The following is a 21,986-nucleotide window of genomic DNA, read 5'->3' on the forward strand; positions in this document are numbered from 1 at the left end:
GCCGGGTGCATCCGCACCCGGCCGTGGTGTCACAGCAACTTACCTGTAGATCTGTGCTATCCGAGGATGGCCGTCTTGACGATGGCGGGTAGCTTGAGCCAGGAGGGAGATTGCTCAAATTGCGTCAGTTGTCTGAAGAGTTTGGACGCGGACCTGGCCTGGCTGGTAAACCAGGGGGGCGTCGGTATGCTACGGAACGGGGCGTACACGACGCTTTTCTGCGCGCGTGAGAACATCAGCGAGTTGTGCACGACGTCATTGCCGGACTGGATATCGTAGATCTCATGGCCGGGGAAGGCGCCCCAGGTGGTTGATCCCAGTACGAAGCTGGTGCCAGCCCAGTAGTTGACGCCGATACTGCCATAGCGCAGTTGGGCGATGGCCCTGCCAACGGCTTCCGCTATAGTGGGATCTTGCAGGGAGCGTGGATGGACCAGCAGCGTGGCGTTGAGGGTGCCCCAGAGTTGCTCATTGGCGAATTGTACGGCACGCTCGATATAGTCGACCACGCTGGCCGCGTCGAGGGCGGTTTCGGCGAAGAGGCTGCAGAACGCTTCGGTGGTAAAGCAGATGTCGTCCTTATTGGTGGCGTCAACGTCTGAGATCAGCGTCCAGGGCAGATTCTGGGGATCGTTTGAGCCACCAAACTCTTCGGCCTCTGGATGGGCAGCCACAAAGTCCTGGTAGCGCTGGCGAGCGCCTGGATAATAGGCCTTGCGCGTTGGCAGTTGTGAGAGCACATTGCGGACCTGCTGCAGCAATTGTGGACGTAGCGCCCAGTCTTTATGCTGGATGATGACGCGGGTCGCGTTGCAGTTATAGCCGGCGTTATTGACGAGCATTGAGGCGATATGGATGGCCTGGTCGTCCATATCGCGTTCGTTCCAGGGACCTGGTACCACGATGACGGGACTGACATTGCCCAGTTCGCCCGTTACACGCTTGGTGACCAATGGCTGCCTGGCCGCCTTGCGGGCCGCGCCCTCAGCTCCGGGTCCAAAGACGATGGCGTCAAACGTTTTGTCGGAGCCTGTGATATGGATCTCATCAATGCTGGCATGCTGGCAGAGGTAGCTGCCTTCCTCGGCTCCGCCGTGGACGATGCGCAGGTAGCCAGCATCGATCAGCGAGTGAAAGGCCTCGGCCATCAAAGGACCCAGGTATGCGTTGACGGGATTGGCCTTGAAGAGTACGACCTGGTTGTCGGTAAATAGCTTGTAGAGCACGTCCAGTGGACCAATGCTGGCGACGTTGCCGGCGCCGAGTACCAGCGCTACCTTGCCCGTCGGGAGGGGCGCTTGATAGTTGACGGCCTGGGTTGAAGCCAGCGTCTCGGCTGTTACGCCTGGCTGCATCCAGACCTCGGCCTTTACACCCGGAAAGAGCACGCGGTCGTAGGGGCGGAAAGGGAAGACCTGGGCCTTTACCTGCCCGTCGTGACGCGTCCGTATCGGTCCAGGAATATGCGGGTGCCCATCTTGCTGGATATCGATCAGCGCCTGGCGCAACTGACGCAGGCTGTGGAGCAGCGCCCACGTGCCAGCTACCCATTCCTCGCCGGCGTAAGGGGAATCCTCCTCAAGCCCTTTGGCCTGCAGGCTGGCCGCCACCCAGCGTGGTGCCAGTGCCGAAAAATCAGCGATCAGGCTATCCACGATGCGGATGCGCTCGGCGACCGGCGTCTTCACCCAGTTGTCTTTTTGCTCAACCAGTACACCGATGGCGCGATCCATCTCCTCGCGACTGGAAGGAGCCAGCGCACTGCTCGCTGTAGGGAATGATGGGCTTCCGTGCTGTGTATTAATCGTCATCGTTTTCTCTCTCTATCACGGACTGGTTTTTTATAGTGGTGCATGGGCTGCGCGAATGCGCAGCCCATGCACCACTATAAAAAATACTTTGTGAGCTTATTCTATGCCAGCGTCGTTTGGATAGCAATATGCGAATGTGTTGCTCGCGGTGGTCATAAGGCTGAAGTTAACAATTTTCTGATGGATGCGCGTTTAATCTACTATAGAGGATGAGAACACGCTTTTGTTAACATGCCCTTCACACATACCGAATCAACACGCTTGTTTAGACGATCTGGTCAGCGCTATGTTACAATATAGTCCATCCAATAGATGCCGTAGCTGGTGTAATCATATTTCGCCTATGCATATTTCAATTATAGAGAGGGCATGGGCATCTCGATAGTGCCTCATTTGTTGAATAGCAAAGCCGTATTACCTATGTCCTCAATCACGTACTTCAGGTAAGGAGTCAGCATGCCATCACAGGGTTATGTACGTTTTCCAAACATTTTCCAGGAGCAGATCGTCTTCGTCGCTGAAGATGATCTCTGGTTAGTTTCAGCCGAGGGGGGGCGGGCCGAACGTTTAACCGCGGGGGTTGGTGAGGTAAGATATCCCCATTTCTCTCCAGATGGTCAGTTAATCGCTTTTGTCGGCCGCGAAGAGGGGCCGAGCGAAGTTTATGTTATGCCCGCCCAGGGCGGTCCCGCTCAGCGTCTGACCTTCCAGGCCGGTAATTGCCGCGTGCTCGGCTGGTCACCTGATGGGGAAGAGATCCTCTACTCCAGCAATGCCGGTCAGTTCGCGGGCCGTTTTGAAGTGATCTATGGGATCAAGCCGAGCGGGGGGATGCCGCATCAGTTGCCGCTGGGTATGGCCAATGACATCTCTTACAGTAAAGATGGTGGTGTGGTCATCGGTCGTAACGTGAATATTCGTGAGTTTTCGCACTGGAAGCGTTACCGTGGTGGCACGGCCGGTCATCTGTGGTGCGATCGCCAGGGGGATGGCAATTTTAAGCGCTTACTGCAGCTTACCGGTAATGTGGCCGATCCCTGCTGGATTGGTGAGCGGATCTACTTTCTCTCGGACCACGATGGGATAGGGAACATCTATTCCTGTACACCGGATGGTGAGGATCTGCGCCAGCATACACGGCATACCGATTTCTATGCGCGCCACCTCTCAACCGATGGCACGCGCCTGGTCTATCACTCGGCCGCCGATCTCTACCTGTTTGATCCCCGCAATGAGGAGGCCAAACACCTGGAGATCTCCTTGCCCAGCATTCGTACGCAGCGCAGCCGCAAGTTTGTGTCGGCCGCCAATTACCTTGACTCCTATGCTCTGCATCCGCAGGGACATATGCTGGCGTTGACCACGCGCGGCAAGGCCTTTACGTTCGGCAACTGGGAGGGCCCGGTTCTACAGTATGGTGAGCCCGATGGGGTACGCTACCGCTTCTTAGAATGGCTCGCCGATGGCAGGCGGCTGGTGGCGGTGCACGATGCGCCGGGACATGAAGAACTGATTATCTTCGCGCCCGACGGTGCGACGGAGCCACAGACGTTCCCTGACATCGACCTTGGTCGCGTCACCGATTTTGTCGTTTCTCCTACCGAGAACGCCCTGGCGATCGCCAATCACCGCAACGAACTGCTGCTGGTAGATCTGGATAAAGGGAGCTCACAGGTACTGGATCGTAGCGAGGCGGGCCGCATCGATGGGATTTCCTGGTCGCCCGATGGTGGCTGGATCGCTTATGGCTTCGCTATCTCGTCCAATAAGAGCGCGATCAAGCTGTGCAGGATTGAGACGGGTGAGACGCACCAGGTAACCGATCCTATTCTGCAGGATAGCGATCCGGCCTTCGATCCGGAGGGCAAATATCTCTACTTCCTGGGCCAGCGCGTCTTCAATCCTGTATCGGACAATCTGCACTTTGACCTGGGCTTCCCACGTGGCGTCAAACCGTATGTCATTATCCTGCGTAAAGATCTGCGTTCTCCATTTATCCCGGAATCGAAGTCGCCCGATGAGAAAGAGAAGGAGAAGGAGAATGGCAGCGAGAAGAAGGCCCAGGAGGAGATCGATGCTCCAAAGGATGCCGATCAGGAGAACAGCAAAGAGAAGAAAGACGAGGGGAGCAAAAAGGGCTCGACCATGACCATCGACCTGGACGGCATCAGCGAGCGTATCCTGCCCTTCCCGGTCGCAGAGGGTCGCTATACCCAGGTGCGAGGCATAAGGGGGAAGGCACTCTTCCTTTCCCATCCCGTGGAAGGGAACCTCAATAACTCTTCGCGTGCCAAAGGTGTGCTGGAATACTATGATTTTGAGAACTACAAGACCGAGAAGGTGCTGGATGGCGTAGGCAGCTTTGACCTGTCGCGCGACAGCAAGTTCCTGGTCTATCGCAGCCAGCAGAAGCTGCGCGTGGTTAAAGCTGGTGAGAAGCTCAAGACCGAGCAGAATAACAACGAACGGGCCAGCCGGGAGAGCGGCTGGATCGATCTGCAGCGCGTCAAGGTTTCGGTCCAACCGTTCGCCGAGTGGAAGCAGATGTTCGCCGAGGCCTGGCGCCTGCAACGCGAGCAGTTCTGGTCCGAGGACATGTCTGGCATCGACTGGGACGGTATCTATCAGCAGTACGCGCCCCTGGTTGAGCGTATCAGCTCGCGTTCAGAGCTCTCTGATCTGCTGTGGGAACTGCATGGAGAACTGGGGACCTCGCACGCCTATGAGATGGGGGGCGACGTACGGCATGGTCCCCATTATCGCCAGGGTTTCCTGGGGGTTGACTGGGTGTATGACGCGGATCAGGAGCGCTACCGCATCGCGCGCATCGTCAAGGGCGATTCCTCCGATAGCCAGACGACCTCGCCTTTTACCAGTCCTGGTCTGAATGTCAAGGTCAATGACGCCGTCCTGGCGATCAATGGTCAGCGGGTCGGACCCGGCTGGGGTCCACAGGAACTGCTGGTCAACCAGGCTGGCAACGAGGTGCAGATTACCATTGAGGACGCGGAAACGAAAGAGAGCCGTGTCGTGGTGGTGAAGGCCCTATCCAGTGAGACGTCGGCCCGCTATCGCGAGTGGGTAGAGAACAATCGGCGCACCGTCCACAAATTATCCAATAATCGCGTTGGATACATCCATATTCCCGACATGGGCAGCAACGGCTACGCCGAGTTCCATCGCGGCTACCTGTCTGAGTACGATTATCCCGCGCTGCTGGTGGATGTGCGCTGGAATGGTGGCGGCAACGTTTCTGGCCTGCTGCTTGAGAAGCTGGCGCGTCGTCGTATCGGCTATGACTTCCCTCGCTGGGGCCAGCCCGAGCCATATCCCGGTGAGTCGCCACGGGGACCGATGGTGGCGTTGACCAACGAGCACGCCGGCTCGGATGGAGACATCTTCAGCCATAGCTTCAAGCTGATGGGCCTGGGTCCCTTGATTGGTAAGCGCACCTGGGGTGGCGTTATCGGTATCTATCCCCGCCATAGGCTGGTGGATGGGACGGTGACGACGCAGCCAGAGTTCTCGTTCTGGTTCAAGGATGTGGGCTGGAACGTTGAGAATTACGGTACCGATCCAGATATCGAGGTGGATATCGCGCCGCAGGATTTTGTGCGCGAGGTTGATCCGCAACTTGAGCGGGCGCTGGCCGAAGCCCTGCGCCTGGCGGACGAGTATCCAACCCTCGAACCCAAACCAGGCGAGCGTCCCCGCCTGGGCCGACTCAACAACCACTGATCCTCTTTCCCTTCAACAAGGGTCGTCTGTTATACATCGGGCGGCCCTCTTTTATATTCCCTGTTTTTGTGTTGGTGCGACAGGGGCGCGCATGCGCGCCCCTGTCGCACCAACACAAAAAAACCGGGCGGCCGCGCAGCGGCCGCCCGAGAGGCGCTCACGCGCCCCGTAAAAAGTGTGTCTGACACCCACCATCTTGCGACAAATTTGTGACAAATTTGCGATAATTTCTCCACATTTCAATTCTATACTGTGATCAATGAATGATGAGAAATTTGAATAGCAATAATCACTGATGGGAAAGGGAGCAGTTTTCATGCAGCAATCATATCGTCCTGTCCATGAACATATGCAGCAGGAACAAAATTATCATAATACCTATACGACCGGCTATGCAGCGCCCCAGCTTGATCCTCAACACTATGAGCAGCAGTTTTACAGCGGCCAGCCTGGCAATCAGGCCAGCGGACCCGCACAGCCTGTTTATCCCGCTATCCCGCTGTTTAATTTTGCGTTTATGCGGCAGGGGCCAACGGCTGAAGCCAAACTGGCCGCCGTTGTCAGCTACCTGGGTGGCTGGCTGACCGGCATGCTCCTGCTGCTCTTCGTCAAAGACAATCGCTTTATCCGCTTTCACGCCATGCAATCGCTGCTGTTCTTTGGCGGCTACACAGTCTTCTTTGTCGCTTTTTTGCGCATCATTGAAGCGCACCTCTTTCTCCTGAGCGGTTTCGCTATTTTTGCCTTTGTATTGATGCATATCATCGCCGCCATCGGCTGGTTTGTCGGGGTGATCAGCGCACTGAGCGGCAAATATACCAGACTCCCATTCGTTGGCGACCGGGCTGAGCGCTTCGTCAACGGCAGTACTCCGGGGACCGTAAAGTAAATTATGCTGATATTATGCAAAAGGCCACCAGCGCGCACTGCGCGCTGGTGGCCTTTTGCATAATATCAGCATATGTATATTTTTTTTATGCGTTGGTTTCGATCTGCCAGATGTGGCTGAAGGAGGCGGCGGCATTGGTGATGATCAGGCCGGGCTGGGCGGTGCGGGCCGGTTCATTGATGGACAAGACGTGTGTGCCATCCAGGTGAATATGGATCTGTTCCTGCTCCTGGATGAGGCGCAGGGTATGCCATGCGGCGAGATCGAAGGTTTCCGGTAGCGCAACGACGCGGTTGATGACCGGGTCAATGTCGGTGCTCTCTACGGCCAGCACCCAGTGCTCTTGCTGCTTGAGCAGGTGGACAAAGATTTTGTACTGTTCGCTATATTGGGCCAGGATGCCAAGGGTGGCTACGACCCCCTCTTTATGCTCATCCAGGCGCATGGTGGCGCCAAACTCGAAGCGCTCCAGCGGCGAACCTTTCAATATTGTGCGCTCTCCATAAGAAAACTCTGTCTGTACGAGTGTATCTTCCTGTACGTGCCAGTTTGAAACAAGGGTTTTAGCTGCAATCATTAGTATTTTTTCCATCCTGATTGGTATATCTGGTATATAACTTGACTTAGAGAGTATTTGATCCCTGTCATTATGGGGGCAGGTGAGCGCCCCCGCACGCGCGTCCGCTACGCGGCCGCGCTGTTTTTTATGCTGGTGCAACAGGGGCGCATGCGCGCCCCTGTTGCACCAGCATGCTATGGGATGTTGAGCACCACAGATGCTCACGTGCCAGTTTAATAATGGCGCATTGGGTTGGGCATGCGCGCCCCTGTTGTTGAGCACCACAGATGCTCACGTGCCAGTTTAATAATGGTGCATTGGGTGGGCATGCGCGCCCCTGTTGCACCAGCATGCTATGGGCTGTTGAGCACCATAGATGCGAGACGTCCATGGCCGATAAAGAGAGAAATTATGTCTGGTGTGGTATCTCGGGTGCTTTATGGGTGATAAGGCACGGGCGCGTGATATCCAGGACATTGATTAATAAAAAAAGAAAAGGGGCCGAGTGGAACTCTAGCATACCTGGTTTTGTAATGTCAAATGCTGTTATTACCGAAGTACCGCATCATTGCCCGCTCTCGGCGTGGATTTGTGAGGGTCTACCGGCCTGTATATAGGTGCCGGCACGCCCAGGAATAGCAGGACTTTTGTCCCTTCTATATATGAGAACTCCTATCCCTCCCTTTGTTATTCCCAGATATAGATCGAAGAAAATGAAACAAGGAATGGAGTCTAAGGGGCCAGTCTATATAATGACCTTAAAGGAAATTGCGATGGATGATACGTGTGTGCCAATAAAGCGTATCGTACGGTAGAAAGGATATATGTAGTGAGGGAATCCATGCAATCTATTTCACGTCTCAATCGATCATGGCTACTTTTATTGGTCTTACTGTGTTGCGCGACCCCCTTGATGGGGGCATCTATGCAGTCGCATGGCGTGTCGGGTGCGCTGATGCATATCGCCAGGGGCCGGCATCTCGTGCATTGGAGGTTAAAGACGCCTCCGGTGGATGAGGATTGCCGCACACAGATGCAGCTCTCATGTTATAGTCCCAACGAGATTCGCACCGCCTACGGCTTGAATAGTCTGCTCAATGCCGGCTTTATCGGGGCTGGTCAGACGATCGTGGTCATCGATTCGTTTGGCAGCCCCAATCCCCTCAAAGATCTGAAGCGCTTCGACGCCGACTATGGGCTACCCGATCCGCCATCGTTTCAAGTGTTTCATCCTCTGGGCACGGCGAAATTTGATCAGAATAATAGCGATATGGTAGGCTGGGAGCAGGAGACGAATCTTGATGTCCAGTGGGCCCATGCGCTAGCACCGGGCGCTGGCATCGTGCTGCTGACCAGTCCTGTTTCGGAGACGCAGGGTGTGCAGGGGTTGCCGGAGTTCCTCAAGCTGGAGGAATACGCCCTGGATCATCATCTGGGCAACATCTTCTCACAGAGCTGGGGTGCGACGGAAGAGACCCTGTTTACGCCCGAAGGCAAGAAGGTGATGCAGGATTTTGACGATTTTTACCGCAAGGCGACCATGCAGCATGTGACCTTCCTGGCTTCGGCGGGCGATAGCGGCTCGGCCAATCCAGATGTTAACGGCAACAACTATCCCTTCCCCACGGTTGGCTTCCCGGCGGACTCGCCATGGGTGACCGCGATCGGCGGTACCAGCCTGTATGCCGATACCTCCGGCAACTATCAGCGCGAAACGGTCTGGAATGAGGGCGCGGGCAGCGCGACCGGCGGCGGCTACAGCAAGATCTACCGGGAGCCATTTTTCCAGCGGCAGCACCTGTCGCCGTTACTGTCCGGTCAGTCGCATGGCTATCGTGGTATCCCCGATGTCTCCTTCAATGGGGATCCAACCACCAGCGTGCCTGTCTACCTCAGCTTTATGCCCGATCCCGGCTATTACATGTTTGGCGGGACCAGCGCGGGGGCGCCGCAGTGGGCGGGCCTGATCGCGGACGCCAATCAGATGGCCGGTCATTCGCTGGGATACCTGAACGATACGCTCTACAAAATTGGCAGCAATCCCACGCTTGCCAGCCAGGCGTTCAACGATATTACGGTTGGCGATAACAAGCAGGATAAGATAGGTGGCTATAGCGCGGGTCCTGGCTGGGATGCCGTGACCGGCTGGGGCACGCCCAAGGCTGGCTTCCTTGTTCCGCTCCTGGCCCAGCCTCCCCAGTAGAGGATTAATGCGGGTCGTTTTTGATCTGCCAGACCTGCACGGAGCCGTTGCCGTTGGCCGACACCACATGTGTGCTGTCGGCCAGCCAGGTAATGGCGTAGGCCGAGGATGGACGCACCTGGTGGACCGAGGCATTGCTCGCCGTGCTGGCGTCCCAGATATGTACCTGCTGATCTTTGCTGGCGGAGGCGATCCATGCGCAATCGGGTGACCAGAGCACGCTGCCGATCCAGTTGCTATGACCTCGATACTGGCAGAGCAGATGACCCTTGTTCAGCGGTTCCCAGACCTGGACCGTATTGTCCTCGCCGGCCGAGGCGATGCGTGTCCCCTGGCTAGACCAGTGAATGGCGCGCACCCAGCTGGGATGGCCGCGGTAGCTGAAGAGCTTCTTCCCTGATTGGCAATCCCAGATGTGGATATCGTGCCAGGCGCCCGAGGCGATCACCTTCCCATTGGGTGACCAGGCGATGGCGCGCACCCAGTGGGAATGACCGGGATAGCGCAGCTGGAGCTGCCCGCTATGGGCATCCCAGATGTGGACATGGTTATCGGGCCCGTTGCTGGCGGAGGCCAGGTACTGGCTATCCGGGGACCAGGCCAGCGCCATGACCATACCGGCGTGGCCGCTGTAGATCGCCTGGCATTGGCCGGTGCTGCTATTCCATATATGGATTGTTCGATCCAGGCTGGCGGAGGCGATCCAGCGTCCATCGGGCGACCAGGTGATGCTGGTGACGCTACCCACGTGTTCTTTGTAGAGAAGCGTACTATCCCCCGTCGTGGCCCCGCGCACCTGGATGGTTCGCTCGCGGCCCCCACAGGCAAAGCGGCGCTTGTCGGGCGACCAGGCGACGGCATAGATGACATTGCCACTGCCCGGTTCTGTTGCGGGTGCATGCTCACCTGGCAGGGGAAGAGTCGCGATCGCGGGCACAGGGGGCAGGGTCGGCTCGGAGGCCGACAGTGAGGGGAGCAGCGTAATATTCTTTTCCGCCAGGTAGGTCTCCTCCAGCGTACGCGCGAAATCCTGCACGCTGCTGAAGCGCAGGTGCGGCTCTTTTTCCAACGCGCGCATAATGATGGCCTCCAGCGCCGGTGTGATCGCGGGCGCGCCTTCAGACAGCGACGTAGGGCGCGTAAAGGCGTGCTGCACGACTAATTCCTCGTATGTACCGTTGAAGGGACGCCTGCCGCTGAGCCACTCGTAGGCCATGATCGCCAGGGCATATTGATCGCTGGCAGCCTGTGGCTTGCCTCTGGCCTGCTCGGGCGCCATGTAGGCGATCGTACCCGACACATCGCGCAGCTGGTTATGCGACGAGCTCTGACTGACGATGGCCAGGCCAAAATCGCTCAATAGCACCTCGTCATTGCGGCCCAGCAAGATATTCTCGGGCTTGATATCGCGGTGAATCAGGCGTGCCTGGTGCGCGAAGTGCAGCGCGCTGGCGATCTGTTTGACCAGGGTCACAACCAGGCCCGCTGGTAAGCGAGAGCCTTTGGGATAGCGTTGTCGGAGCGAACCATGGGGAGCATAGCTCATGACCAGAAACGGCATGTCATCTTCCACCCCGAAATCGAGGACGCGTACAATATGAGGATGCTCTAGCTGAGCAATGAGACGCGCCTCCTGACGGAAGTGTTCAATCTCATCGGGCGAGAGACGGGTATCAAGGATCTTGATCGCGGCGCACGTGCCCAGATAAATATGTTCGCCTAAATAGACATCAGCAAAGCCCCCATGCCCGAGTAAACGGGTGAGGCGATAGTGGCCGATCTGTTGACCGCTGCGGTCGGGCATACACAAACTTCCCAGGATGAACAACTCCCTTGTTCTTCAGCGCAACTGCTGTATATTACTTATCCTAATTTTATGGGGGCAGCATACGACTGTCAAGGTAGGTTTTTCATCTAATCTTTTTAATGTATTAACGTGAATAAGCTGCCATGTCTTTAGAAAGCTGAGAATAAATTTAAAGAATACTTAACCCTTTTATGTGAGCTCGCAAAAGTGTATCCTCTCCTGTTATTGAAATCGTATATAACTCAGAACGGAGAGAACATAAAAAATAAACAGCTCTCCACCTTGAATCATTGTTAGTCTTGACATGTTTTTACACTGAAGGAGATAAAGATCATGGTAACTGCAAGTTTAATGACATTTGCTGCGTTGAATGCTGGCACTATTATATGGTGGCTAGTAGTTGGTCTGATTGCTGGCGTTCTGGCCGGACTGGTGATGCGCGGCGGCGGTTATGGTATCGTCGGTGACATCATTGTTGGCCTCGTTGGCGCTCTGGTAGGTGGTTTCCTGGCCAGCCTGGTCGGTCTTGGTAGCAGCGGCTTCATTGGTACGATCATTATCGCGTTCATCGGCGCCTGTGTCTTCATCGCCATCCTGCGCGCGATCTCTGGTGGTACACGCCGCTCCACCCTATAACCGGGTCACGGCGTGAACAGACAGACAGAGGATCAAGCAAACAAGCTAAAAATCCTTTACAGCAACTCCCCGACTGACATTATCAGCCGGGGAGTTGCTGTTTTATGTCAGGATCATTTGAGCGTGTCTGACTTCCGTCATCATGGGGGCGCGTGAGCGCCTCCGCACGGGCGTCCGCTACGCGGCTGCACTGTTTTTGTATGTTCGTGCATGGGGTGCGTATCAGCGCACCCCATGCACGAACATACAATGAAATTCTGAACGCCGCAGGTGCGAAAACCCATGCAGGCCACAGGCCATCATCATGAGAGTCATACACGACTCTAAGAGTCGCTCTTAGCGGGGATGCAAGGGGCTCGCCCCTTGACCGGGAGGTTATGGGCGCCATGAGTATGCAAACGGCGCTTTTTAGACTATGATAAGGACAAGAGGCTGTGGTGGGTAAAATAACGACAAGAAGAGTGAGTATCCAAAGTGTATCCTACTGACCGAGAATCTCTTGAGCGAGATTGTGATTTAGAATTTTTTATTGGCAGTGGTCCGGGGGGGCAACATCGCAACAAGGTCGAATCGGGTGTGCGCCTGACGCACCGGCCGACTGGACTGGTGGTGACCGCCACAGAGCGGCGTTCGCAGCACACCAATCGCGACATCGCCTTTGAACGCATGGCGCAGCGTCTGCAGGAGCTACAGAGGCCCCGTGTGCTGCGTAAGGCTACCCGTCCTACCGTGGCCAGCCGCGAGCGGCGCCTGGGGAGCAAGCGGCTGCAGAGCCAGCGCAAACAGATGCGTTCTAAACCCTTTCATGAATAAGTAAATACCAGCAGTGATAACCGTGTCTATAGCATAGATCAAAAAAGCCTTTTACAGCATGGCCGAAGGAGTTATTTTGTAATGTTCTGGGAATGTATGTTCCTCTGCCTGACAAGCGCGGGATGCATTTTGTTGTTCTTCGGTTGGAGGGGATACCGAGGTAAGTTAAGCCGGGGCAAGCCCGGCACCTATGGGAGCGCGTTAAGCGGGGGTAAGCCTGGCACGTACATGGGGGTGTTGTGTTTGCTGGCGGTTTTGGTGGCGGGCTGTGATCGGGGGGGGGATTCGACGCAGGCTACCCATACCGGTTCCACTCCTGTTACTACGAAGACGGCGGATGCATTGCCTTCGACCTCTCATACCTGGAATGACTGGTTTGCCTATCACCATGACGCGACGCATGCCGGCTATCTACCATCGGTCCCTGATCCACAGCATCTGGCGCAGGCCTGGAAGACGAAGTTAGATGGCGCCGTCTATGCCGAGCCGCTGGTGGTTAAAAACCACGTCATCGTTGCCACCGAGAACGATACCATCTATTCGCTCGATCCTCAGACCGGCAAGGTTGGCTGGCAGACCAACGTCGGCACTCCTGTGCAGCGTTCTACCCTGCCGTGCGGGAACATTGATCCACTGGGCATCACCGGTACTCCTGTATATGATCCAGATAGCGGCCTGATCTTCGCCGTCGCTGAGATTAGTGGGCCACAGCATATCCTGGTGGGCATCAATGCCGATTCGGGCAAGGTGCAGATGAGGCGCGTGGTCGATGTGGGGGGAATGGATCCTACGGTGTACCAGCAGCGCGCGGCCCTGGCGGTCGCCAACGGTCAGGTGTATATCGCCTATGGTGGCCTGGCCGGTGATTGCGGTCAATATATCGGTACGCTGGTCGCGGCCCGCACCAATGGACAGGGAGGACTGATCTTCTACCGTGTCCCTACGACCCGCGAAGGCGGCATCTGGACATCGCCTGGACCAACCATCGACAAGGATGGGAATGTTTTTGTCTCGGTTGGCAATGGTGAGCAGACCAGCGGAGATTGGGATCACAGCGACTCCGTGTTGCGCCTGTCTCCCCAATTAAAGCTGATGGATGCCTTCGCGCCACAGGACTGGCAGGATGAGAACAGCCACGACACCGACCTTGGCTCTATGGGCCCTCTGCTGTTGCCCAATAACCAGCTGTTTATCTCTGGCAAATCCGGCAAGGGATATATCCTGCATGCCAACGCGCTAGGTGGCGTCGGCGGCCAGATCTCTGAAACGCGGATCTGTGATGGCCAGGCTATGGGTGGGGGAGCAACAGTAGGCTCGCAGATCCTGGTCCCCTGCAATGATGGCGTGCGCCGCGTCACGGTAAGCCCGGATGGGCATCTCTCCGTAGATTGGCATATATCCGATATGAAACTGTCGCCCATCGTCGGCGGCCATACCGTCTATGGACTCGATACCGGCGGCACCCTCTACGCGGCTGACCTGACCAGCGGCAAAGTGCGTACCAGCATCAGCCTCTCCGAAGAGGTACCCCATTTCACAACCCCGACCCTCTCCGGTCGCACCCTGTTCATCGGCACCATGAACGGCGTCGCCGCCGTATCGCTGAGCTAGCAGAGAGAGCAGGATATATCATGAAAAGCCGAATGCACAACGCGTCCGGCTTTTCATGATATATCCCCCACCTATTTTTCGGCGTCGATATTTTGCTCGACCCAGAGCATAACTTGCTTATACGAGATCTTGTTCTGCGACATCAAGGGGCGGATGGCAGGATGGCGCGTGACCTGATCGATGAGGCGATCGCGATTCTCTGGCGCCAGGCTGGCGGGATACTGGGCGCTGGCATTCTCGATCATCTCCTGGATAATCTGTTGCGCGATCGTTTCAGGCGCAACGCTGGGAGCGGGCGTCATGGTGGGCTGGGACGGCGTCTGTGGGGGAGGGGGAGCGACCGGCGCGGCGGCCACCGCTGGCGTCGTCGGAGCATCGGCGGTCGTGCTGGCCTGTGGTGTAGCTACCGGCGGCGGGGTCATCACCGGTGCCTGGGGACCGGCACCGGCGGGTGGGTTGACCTCATTCAGCCAGTGCTGCAGCTCGCGTACCTGCTGCGCATCCAGTTGCAGAGGACGCAACAGGGTGGGAGCCTGAATCTGAAGCGCTCCCTCCTCATCGAGATTGACCGAATACATGCCAAGCTGTTTCTTACTCCTCATCACGGTGTCCTTTCTTATCGCTACTGTCCAGAAGACACAGGCTGCTCCATTCAGAAAAAGAGAAGAGATTGTGAGATCCAGGCTTGTCAATGCAAGCCTGGATCTCATCTTTCTGTTTATCGTACCATACAACCGGCGCTATTTCCAAAGGGTTTTGCGTGAGGCTCTTTTTTTTGTGCGGCGCTGCCTACGGCAGCACACAATATTGAGAGTGTTGCTGGAAAATGGGTGCGTCGCACCCATTTTCCAGCAACACTCTCAATGAGCAGTGCACCAATCCGGGGCGAGCCCGGTGCTTACGGGGAAACATGGGTGGCCGGGTACCGGGTCGCGGAGCTTCAAAGCCGGAGCAAGCCCGGCACCTACGATGCGCTGACCTGGTCGAGGGCTTCGCCTTCTTCCTGGGTGAGGCGGAGGGAGACCGATTGGAGCATTTCTCTGGTCTGCTCTACGGAGGTGGCGCTGGCGATGGGAGCGGTGATGCCAGGACGGCTAATGATCCAGGACAGGGCGACCTGCGCGATGGAGGCGTCGTGCTCATGGGCGATGCGCTCAAGCTGGTCGAGCACCTTGAAGCCCTTCTCATTCATATAGTTTTTCTGGATACCCTGGGCGCGCGGCGTGGATGGGAGATCCTGGCCGGAGCGGTACTTGCCAGTCAGGAAGCCGCTGGCCAGTGATGAGTAGGTGATGACGCCGATCTCTTGTTCGAGGCAGAGAGGCTCAATCTCACTTTCATAGGTGGCGCGGTTGAGCAGGTGATAGGGTGGCTGAATGCACTCGTAGCGACCATAGCCCTGTTGCAGACTCACCCTTAACGCGGTGGTGAGCCGCGCGGCCGTGTAGTTGGAGGCCCCGATATAGCGTACCTTGCCAGCTTTGATCAGATCATTAAAGGCCTCCAGCGTCTCTTCCAGTGGCACGCTTTCGTCGTCGACGTGGGCCTGATAGAGATCGATATAATCGGTCTGCAGGCGGCGCAGCGAATCTTCTACGCCCTGCATGATATGCTGGCGTGAGAGGCCCTTCCCACCATTGCCCATGGACGCGCCGACCTTGGTAGCGATAATCATCCGCTCACGATTCTTACGCTGCTTGAGCCACTTTCCCAGGACCTCCTCGGACTCGCCACCGCTATGGCCGGGGACCCAGGCGGAATAGGCATCGGCGGTATCCACGAAATTGCCCCCGCCTTCCACGAAGGTATCCAGCACACTGAACGAGGTTGGCTCATCACAGGTCCAGCCAAATACATTGCCGCCCAGGCAGAGGGCCGATACCTCTAGATCCGTACGTCCAACTTTCCGCGTAATCATAAAATATTCCTTCTTTCTATGGCACCAACTTTTCTATATATATTATTGCACCTCACTGTACCTCTGTGGTGCGAGCATGTAGAACCGAATCGGCCGGGGACAGGGATCGCAAGCGGACAGGCGACCTCAGGATCTTTAACGAAATAAGAAGGGAAAAAAATCGTGTGCCAGAATACGAACATATATCCTCGTAGGCGGCGTTTCGGGCTTCGGGGGCATTGAGGATGCCTCCGACGTTCTTGCTTGTGTGGGTACATTAATCCGAAACGCTCACGAACATGTGGGTCACGGTTGGTGCATTAGAAACGAAACTTGTAGTTGATCAGTAATATGAACATAGGAAGCTTTTTGGAAAGATTGGAGAATGTCTTATGTCTGCGACCCAAACATTAGAAAATAGTCATCTTACAGTGCTTCAAGCGTTGGATGACTTACCGGAGCCAATGTGGGATATGCCGGGCGTCTGTGGAGAATGGTCTGCCAAAGATATTGTCGCTCATCTGACATCCTGTGAGCTTTTGTTGATCGATGTGTGCCAGACGGCACACGGTGAGAAGCCCTCGCCCTACCTTTTGCGCTGGGCGAATGATCTGCAAGCATTTAACGATGAGACCGTTGGGGCACGGCGCTACCAGACGGCGCAGCAGGTCATGAATGAGTATCAGGACGCGCAGGTCAGATCGAGCGATGCTCTGGCCTCGCTACCAGCCGACCTGGTTGAGAAAAAAGGCGTCCTGAACTGGTATAAAACGGGCGAGGCCAGCATCGCCGACCTGGTCGAAGGCTTCTCCCGGCATGCCAAACTACACAGCCAGCAGATCGTAGAATTCCGCACCGCCAACAAACAATTGGAATAACCCCCTCCCATCACCATGGGGTGGACGGGGCGGTCGGGTACGGAAAGCCGGGGCGAGCCCGGCACTACGGCTCGCGTTCTTGTTTGCCTTTGGGCATCTCGTGGCCATTGTCGGCGGCCTCGGCTACCTCGGCCAGGGTGCTGCCAGCGGACGCTTCAACCGCCGCCAGCACGGCTCCTTCAACCAGAGGGGCCGTGCTGATGATGATGTTCTGGCGTTCAGAGGGGTCCAGCTGCTCCAGCGCCATCTCGGTGACCATGACGGCGCTGCCCAGGTCGAGCAGGACCAGCGTGCCCTCGGGATTGGACGCCTTCTGCAGGGCGGCGATCACCTTATCAAGTGAAGTGCCGACCGAGCCGTCGTCGGTGCCACCGGCGACGGCGATCGTAACCTCTCCCATCGACATCTGTTCGGCCAGTTCGGCTACGCCCTCGGCCAGGCGAGCGCTATGTGAAACAATGACAATACTAACAGCCAATGTCTTTTCTTCTTTCCAGGGGACCCGCTCCCCATAGCCCTTCTATTCTACTTCTTTCACACAGATAAAGTTCGATGATCACTCACTAAGCCGCCAGGATATCTGAGAATGCCTGCAGGATCAGCCAGCACGAGGTGGCGCCCGGGTCCTGGTGTCCCGCGCTGCGCTCTCCCAGGTAGCTGGCCCGGCCCTTGGTGGCGACCATGTCGATCGTGCTCTTCATGCCGGTCTCGGCGGCTACTGCCATGCGCTGGAGCACCTGCGCCGGGGGCAGCTGGTCGGAAGCGGCCTGTTTGCCCGCTTCGATGGCCGGTATCAGCGCGTCCAGCATGGTCTTCTCGCCGGCCTGCGCCTTGCCACGGGTCTTTACGCCCTCCAGGGCGGCATCAAATAAGGCAATCACGTCCGGGGTTTCCAGGGATTGCTTGCCGGCGGAGGCCATGCCCGCGCGTAGGAAGGCGGTGCCATACAGTGGGCCACTGGCCCCTCCGACGGTAGAGACCAGAGTGGTGCCGACGGTTTTGAGCAATGCGCCAATGTCGGCGTTGCTCAGGCTGGCAAGTTTAGCGCTGACCGCTGTAAAGCCGCGATCCATGTTGCTGCCGTGATCGGCGTCGCCGATGGCGGAGTCCAGTTGTGTCAGGTATGCACTGTTCTCGTGCAGCACCTGTGTGGAACGCTGCAGCCAGCGCAGGATATCCTCATGGGTAACAGGCATGGTTTCCTCCAAAATTCCTGTAATGCACGTTTAACGGCCCCAGCGCAGCGCGGGCGTATGTACCGGCGCATCCCAGTACTTGATCAGTTCATCGTTGAGCCGCACCAGGGTGATCGAGCAGCCGGCCATCTCCAGGGACGTAATGTAATTGCCGACCAGGGAGCGCGCGATCGAAATTGACCTTCCTTTTAAGATACGTTCCAGCTCGTTGAAAACGATATAGAGTTCGAGCAGTGGGGTTCCACCCATGCCGTTGACCATGGCCAGCACCTGTTCGCCGGCTTTGAGCCCCAGGTCTTCGACGATGGGGGTGGTCAGCGTCTCGGTGATATCGGCGGCGCTGGCCAGTTTGGCGCGCCGGCGACCGGGCTCGCCGTGGATGCCGATGCCGATCTCCATCTCGTCCTCGCCCAACTCAAAGGTTGGCTTGCCGGCCGCCGGGACCGTACACGAGGTCAGGGCCATGCCCATGCTGCGTCCCTGGTTGTTGACCTGGCGCGCCATCTCGGCCACCTGGGCCAGCGGGGCGCCAGTCTCGGCCAGTCCGCCGACGATCTTCTCCAGCAGTACGGTGACGCCGACGCCACGACGACCGGCGGTGTAGAGGCTGTCCTGTACCGCTACATCGTCGTTGGTGACGACGCTGACCACCTCGATCCCTTCGGCTGCCGCCAGTTCGGCCGCCATCTCAAAGTTCATCACGTCGCCCGTGTAGTTTTTGACGATATGCAGGACGCCCGCTCCGCCATCGACCGCTTTGGTGGCGGCGAGCATCTGGTCGGGAACCGGTGAGGTGAAGACGGCGCCGGGACAGGCCGCGTCGAGCATGCCGTAGCCGACGTATCCGCCGTGCATCGGTTCGTGGCCGCTACCGCCGCCGGAGATGACGCCGACCTTGTTCTTGATCGGCGCGTCCTTACGTACGATAAACTGCTGCTCAAGATCGACGTTGATCAGGTCGGCGTGGGCGAGGGCCATGCCGGCCAGGGCTTCCTTGACGACATCTTCGGTTTGATTGATGAGCTTTTTCATTGCCTTTTCCTTTCGGTCCTATCGTATGACATTCCCTGTTGACGAAGAGTGCGAATGGGCCTCGTAGGTTCGGCCCTCGCGGCCGATTTCCCCTCCACGCACGAAAACCTTCCCCAAACGCGAGGAGAAATCGGCCGCGAGGGCCGAACCTATGGTGGTTGTTTCTTTTGCGCGTTCATTTTCTCTCGCATTCTCTCAATGTGATCGTATTGAGCTTTATATCTGGTGTTTTTCGGCCGTGACCTGGTTCTGGATCTGTGAGAGATAGGTTTGTGTTAGTTGTTGTTGCTCACTGGAGGGCCAGTTGAGTTCCTGGGCCATCAGGTGGGTGACTTCGTCAACGACGCCCTGGCCGCGTTCGCGATCTTCGAGTACGATCGAGGTGCGGCGCGACAGGATGTCGGCGGGTTTCATGGCCATCTCGTAGCGGCAGGCGTAGATGACCTCGGCCTTGATGTAGGGGAGATCATCGATCAGGCGTAGGCCCAGCCCAGGATCATGTTCGACCAGGTCCATGATGATGGTGGCGTTCGAGCCATAGGCGCCACCCAGGTGCTGGATAATGTTTGAGCTCAGGCCAAGACGCGTGCCACGCCTCTGCAGTTCGTGCTGGGTCAGGGGCCAGGCCGCGCTTCCCTGCAGGGGTAGTGACTCGGTGGGATGCACCGGCTTCACGCTATCGCGGCGGTTGATCAGGTCCAGCATATCCTGCGCCATGCGGCGATAGGTGGTGAGCTTGCCGCCCGTGATCGTCACCAGTCCCGAGGGACTCTCGATGACGGCATGGGTGCGCGACAGCTTCGCGGTCGAGGCGTTCTTCTGCCGTGGCTTGACCAGTGGACGATAGCCGGCGTAGGTGCTGATAATATCGTCTTCGCTTATGCTGACCGTGAGGTAGCGGTTCAGATATTTCAGCAGGTATGAGATATCATCCTGGGAAGCGGTGGGATGGTTGAGATCGCCGGTGCCGGTGTCGGTGGTGCCGTAGATGGCGCGCGACTCCCAGGGGACGATGAACAGAATGCGCTTATCCTCGGTCTCAGGGAGGACGATGGCGTCATCACCCAGCTGCAGCTGTTCGCGCGAGAGGACCAGGTGGACCCCTTTGCTGGGCTCGACCAGCAGCTCGGGCGTCTCTTCGGCCAGCGACTCTACCTGTTCGGAGAAGACGCCGGTGGCGTTGACGATGTGGCGGGCGCGCACCGTAAACTGCTGATCGCCGATGACGTCGTGGACGATGGCCCCGGTAATGCGATTATTCGCCTTCTCAAAGCCGGTGACCTCGGTGTAGTTGGCGATCAGCGCGCCTGAGCGGACCGCCGTATGCAGTACGGCCATGGTCAGGCGGGCGTCGTTGGTCTGCCCATCGTAGTAGATGAAGCCCTCTTTCAGTCCCTCGGACACCAGGGTCGGGGCGCGCTCCAGGACCTCCTGGCGGCTGATATGATGGTGGCGTGAGATGTTGCGGCGGCCAGCCAATCCATCATACATCCACAGTCCGGCATCCAGCAGGCGATTCAGACCGATCCCTTTGGGAGTGGTGAAGGGCATGCCGACCGGGTGTTTGTCGCCTTCATAGATCGGCAGCACAAAGGCGACCGGGGAGACCAGGAAGGGCGCGTTTTGGAGCAGCAGTCCGCGTTCAACCAGGGCCTCATGCACCAGGGAGATGTCGAAATTGGGCAAATAGCGGATACCGCCATGAACAAGTTTGGTTGATTTGCTGCTGGTGCCGCTGGCAAAATCAGCCTTCTCAACGAGGGCGACCGAGTAGCCGCGTGCCACGGCGTCGAGCGCGACGCCCGCGCCGGTGACACCGCCGCCGATGACCAGGATATCAAATGTGTTATGCGCCAGTTCGTTGAGATTGGACGCGCGTTCGCGTGCGGATAGGGGTTGCATAGCTTGTTACTTTCACGAAAATACAGCGGATGGCTGGAGGATGCTAGCGCCTCTCTGCTCTTCCACTGTATTTTCGTCCTTTCATCCAAAAACTATGATAAAGCGCTAATCTACTGCCGGTTCACGGACGGCTTCACCGCGAGAGATAGCATCGCCAGATTGCTGAAGCTTTTTGGCTTCGATCACCTTGCCTATCGTGAAATCATAGATAAAGGCTCCGGCGACACCCCCCAGGAGTGGAGCGACGATTGGAATCCAGGTGTATGAAGTCAGGCTGCGGCCACCATCAACCAGGGCGATCCAGAGACGCGGACCAAAGTCGCGGGCCGGATTGATCGCGTAACCTGTGTTGAGTCCGAACGAGGCGCCAATCGCGACGATCAGGAAGCCGATGATCAATGGGTTGAGGTTCGCCTGCACCGGCTGGTTGCGCGCATCGACAATGGCAAAGATTAAGCCGACCAGCAAGGCCGTACCTACGAATTCGTCGCAGAAGGCCCCGAAGGTTCCTACAAAGAACTTGGGACTGGTATAAAAGACACCGCCTGCTTCACTGGTAATTGTACCACCTTTTGCCGCCGCCAGGCTGACGGCGTGATCAATCGCTCCTCTATATACGAAGAAGAGGATGGCGGCGGCTATAAACGCGCCCAGCATCTGGGCTCCCATGTAGGGGAGGACCTTGTTCCAGGCGAATTTGCCGCGTACCGCGAAGCCCAGGGTGACGGCTGGATTGAGGTGGGCGCCACTGATGGCGCCGGCTACGTAGATGCCGAGCATGACCGCCAGGCCCCAGCCCAGGGCGATTACGATCCACTGGTTGGCGAAGGGCGTCGGCGTCGTCGGGCTCCCGTTGGGTCCCAGCGTGTTGAAGAGCGCGAATGTGGCGACGCAGCCATCTCCAAACAGCAAAAGGATCATGGTGCCGATGAACTCGGCGACGCATTCCCCTAACGTACCTGCCATCGGTGAGGTACTATTAACAACGGGCCTTTCCATAACTTGTTCTCCCAT

General features: G+C 57.3%; 17 protein-coding genes. 7 read left to right on the plus strand and 10 right to left on the minus strand.

The window, feature by feature from the left end; translation table 11 throughout:
• Positions 1-56: 56 nt before the first annotated feature.
• Complete coding sequence (locus KTT_RS15805) at positions 57-1,811, minus strand: aldehyde dehydrogenase family protein (RefSeq protein ID WP_126596903.1); 1,755 nt, start codon at positions 1,809-1,811, stop codon at positions 57-59.
• 456 nt (positions 1,812-2,267) lie between these two features.
• Between KTT_RS15805 and KTT_RS15810 the strand changes: the two genes are divergently transcribed.
• Both KTT_RS15810 and KTT_RS15815 read left to right on the plus strand, forming a co-directional pair.
• Positions 2,268-5,549, plus strand: coding sequence for a S41 family peptidase (locus KTT_RS15810; RefSeq protein ID WP_126596904.1), 3,282 nt, complete (start codon positions 2,268-2,270; stop codon positions 5,547-5,549).
• 316 nt (positions 5,550-5,865) lie between these two features.
• Complete coding sequence (locus tag KTT_RS15815) at positions 5,866-6,438, plus strand: DUF4870 domain-containing protein (protein ID WP_126596905.1); 573 nt, start codon at positions 5,866-5,868, stop codon at positions 6,436-6,438.
• Positions 6,439-6,523: 85 nt separating this feature from the next.
• Here the strand turns inward: KTT_RS15815 and KTT_RS15820 are convergent, their stop codons facing one another.
• Positions 6,524-7,015, minus strand: coding sequence for a hypothetical protein (locus tag KTT_RS15820; RefSeq protein ID WP_126596906.1), 492 nt, complete (start codon positions 7,013-7,015; stop codon positions 6,524-6,526).
• A 907-nt stretch (positions 7,016-7,922) separates the two neighbouring features.
• On the opposite strand from KTT_RS15820, the gene KTT_RS15825 reads away from it, so the two are divergent.
• Positions 7,923-9,200, plus strand: a complete 1,278-nt coding sequence (locus KTT_RS15825) for a S53 family peptidase (protein WP_160145907.1) — start codon at positions 7,923-7,925, stop codon at positions 9,198-9,200.
• A gap of 4 nt (positions 9,201-9,204) precedes the next feature.
• On the opposite strand, the gene KTT_RS15830 is transcribed toward KTT_RS15825, so the two are convergent.
• Positions 9,205-11,004, minus strand: a complete 1,800-nt coding sequence (locus KTT_RS15830) for a WD40 repeat domain-containing serine/threonine protein kinase (RefSeq protein WP_126596908.1) — start codon at positions 11,002-11,004, stop codon at positions 9,205-9,207.
• A gap of 336 nt (positions 11,005-11,340) precedes the next feature.
• Between KTT_RS15830 and KTT_RS15835 the strand changes: the two genes are divergently transcribed.
• The 3 genes from KTT_RS15835 to KTT_RS15845 all read left to right on the plus strand — a co-directional run bounded on the left by KTT_RS15835 (position 11,341) and on the right by KTT_RS15845 (position 14,067).
• Positions 11,341-11,643, plus strand: a complete 303-nt coding sequence (locus KTT_RS15835; protein ID WP_126596909.1) for a GlsB/YeaQ/YmgE family stress response membrane protein — start codon at positions 11,341-11,343, stop codon at positions 11,641-11,643.
• 474 nt (positions 11,644-12,117) lie between these two features.
• Positions 12,118-12,456 carry a peptide chain release factor family protein gene (locus tag KTT_RS15840; protein ID WP_126596910.1) on the plus strand — a complete coding sequence of 113 codons (339 nt, stop codon included), beginning with the start codon at positions 12,118-12,120 and terminating at the stop codon, positions 12,454-12,456.
• Between the two features lie 81 nt (positions 12,457-12,537).
• Positions 12,538-14,067 (plus strand): outer membrane protein assembly factor BamB family protein, encoded by a 1,530-nt coding sequence (locus KTT_RS15845; protein WP_126596911.1) that lies wholly within the window; start codon positions 12,538-12,540, stop codon positions 14,065-14,067.
• A gap of 71 nt (positions 14,068-14,138) precedes the next feature.
• Here KTT_RS15845 and KTT_RS15850 read toward each other — a convergent pair whose 3' ends face one another.
• Positions 14,139-14,669, minus strand: a complete 531-nt coding sequence (locus KTT_RS15850) for a hypothetical protein (RefSeq protein ID WP_126596912.1) — start codon at positions 14,667-14,669, stop codon at positions 14,139-14,141.
• A gap of 362 nt (positions 14,670-15,031) precedes the next feature.
• Positions 15,032-15,985, minus strand: a complete 954-nt coding sequence (locus KTT_RS15855) for an aldo/keto reductase (protein ID WP_126596913.1) — start codon at positions 15,983-15,985, stop codon at positions 15,032-15,034.
• 371 nt (positions 15,986-16,356) lie between these two features.
• On the opposite strand from KTT_RS15855, the gene KTT_RS15860 reads away from it, so the two are divergent.
• Entirely contained in the window at positions 16,357-16,842 is a 486-nt protein-coding gene (locus KTT_RS15860) for a maleylpyruvate isomerase N-terminal domain-containing protein (protein WP_126596914.1), read from the plus strand.
• Between the two features lie 64 nt (positions 16,843-16,906).
• Here the strand turns inward: KTT_RS15860 and dhaM are convergent, their stop codons facing one another.
• From dhaM to KTT_RS15885, 5 genes are all read right to left on the minus strand, one after another.
• Positions 16,907-17,320, minus strand: coding sequence for a dihydroxyacetone kinase phosphoryl donor subunit DhaM (gene dhaM, locus KTT_RS15865; RefSeq protein ID WP_126596915.1), 414 nt, complete (start codon positions 17,318-17,320; stop codon positions 16,907-16,909).
• Between the two features lie 85 nt (positions 17,321-17,405).
• Positions 17,406-18,038 (minus strand): dihydroxyacetone kinase subunit DhaL, encoded by a 633-nt coding sequence (gene dhaL, locus KTT_RS15870; protein WP_126596916.1) that lies wholly within the window; start codon positions 18,036-18,038, stop codon positions 17,406-17,408.
• A gap of 30 nt (positions 18,039-18,068) precedes the next feature.
• The gene (gene dhaK / locus KTT_RS15875; protein ID WP_126596917.1) at positions 18,069-19,070 is read right to left on the minus strand and encodes a dihydroxyacetone kinase subunit DhaK; all 1,002 of its coding nucleotides are present in this window, start codon (positions 19,068-19,070) and stop codon (positions 18,069-18,071) included.
• Positions 19,071-19,286: 216 nt separating this feature from the next.
• Positions 19,287-20,972, minus strand: coding sequence for a glycerol-3-phosphate dehydrogenase/oxidase (locus KTT_RS15880; protein ID WP_126596918.1), 1,686 nt, complete (start codon positions 20,970-20,972; stop codon positions 19,287-19,289).
• 105 nt (positions 20,973-21,077) lie between these two features.
• A complete protein-coding gene (locus KTT_RS15885; RefSeq protein WP_126596919.1) occupies positions 21,078-21,971 on the minus strand; it encodes an MIP/aquaporin family protein in 894 nt (297 codons plus the stop codon).
• Positions 21,972-21,986 lie beyond the last annotated feature (15 nt).

The organism is Dictyobacter aurantiacus (genome assembly GCF_003967515.1).
In the GTDB taxonomy this organism is placed as follows: Bacteria; Chloroflexota; Ktedonobacteria; order Ktedonobacterales; family Ktedonobacteraceae; genus Dictyobacter; species Dictyobacter aurantiacus.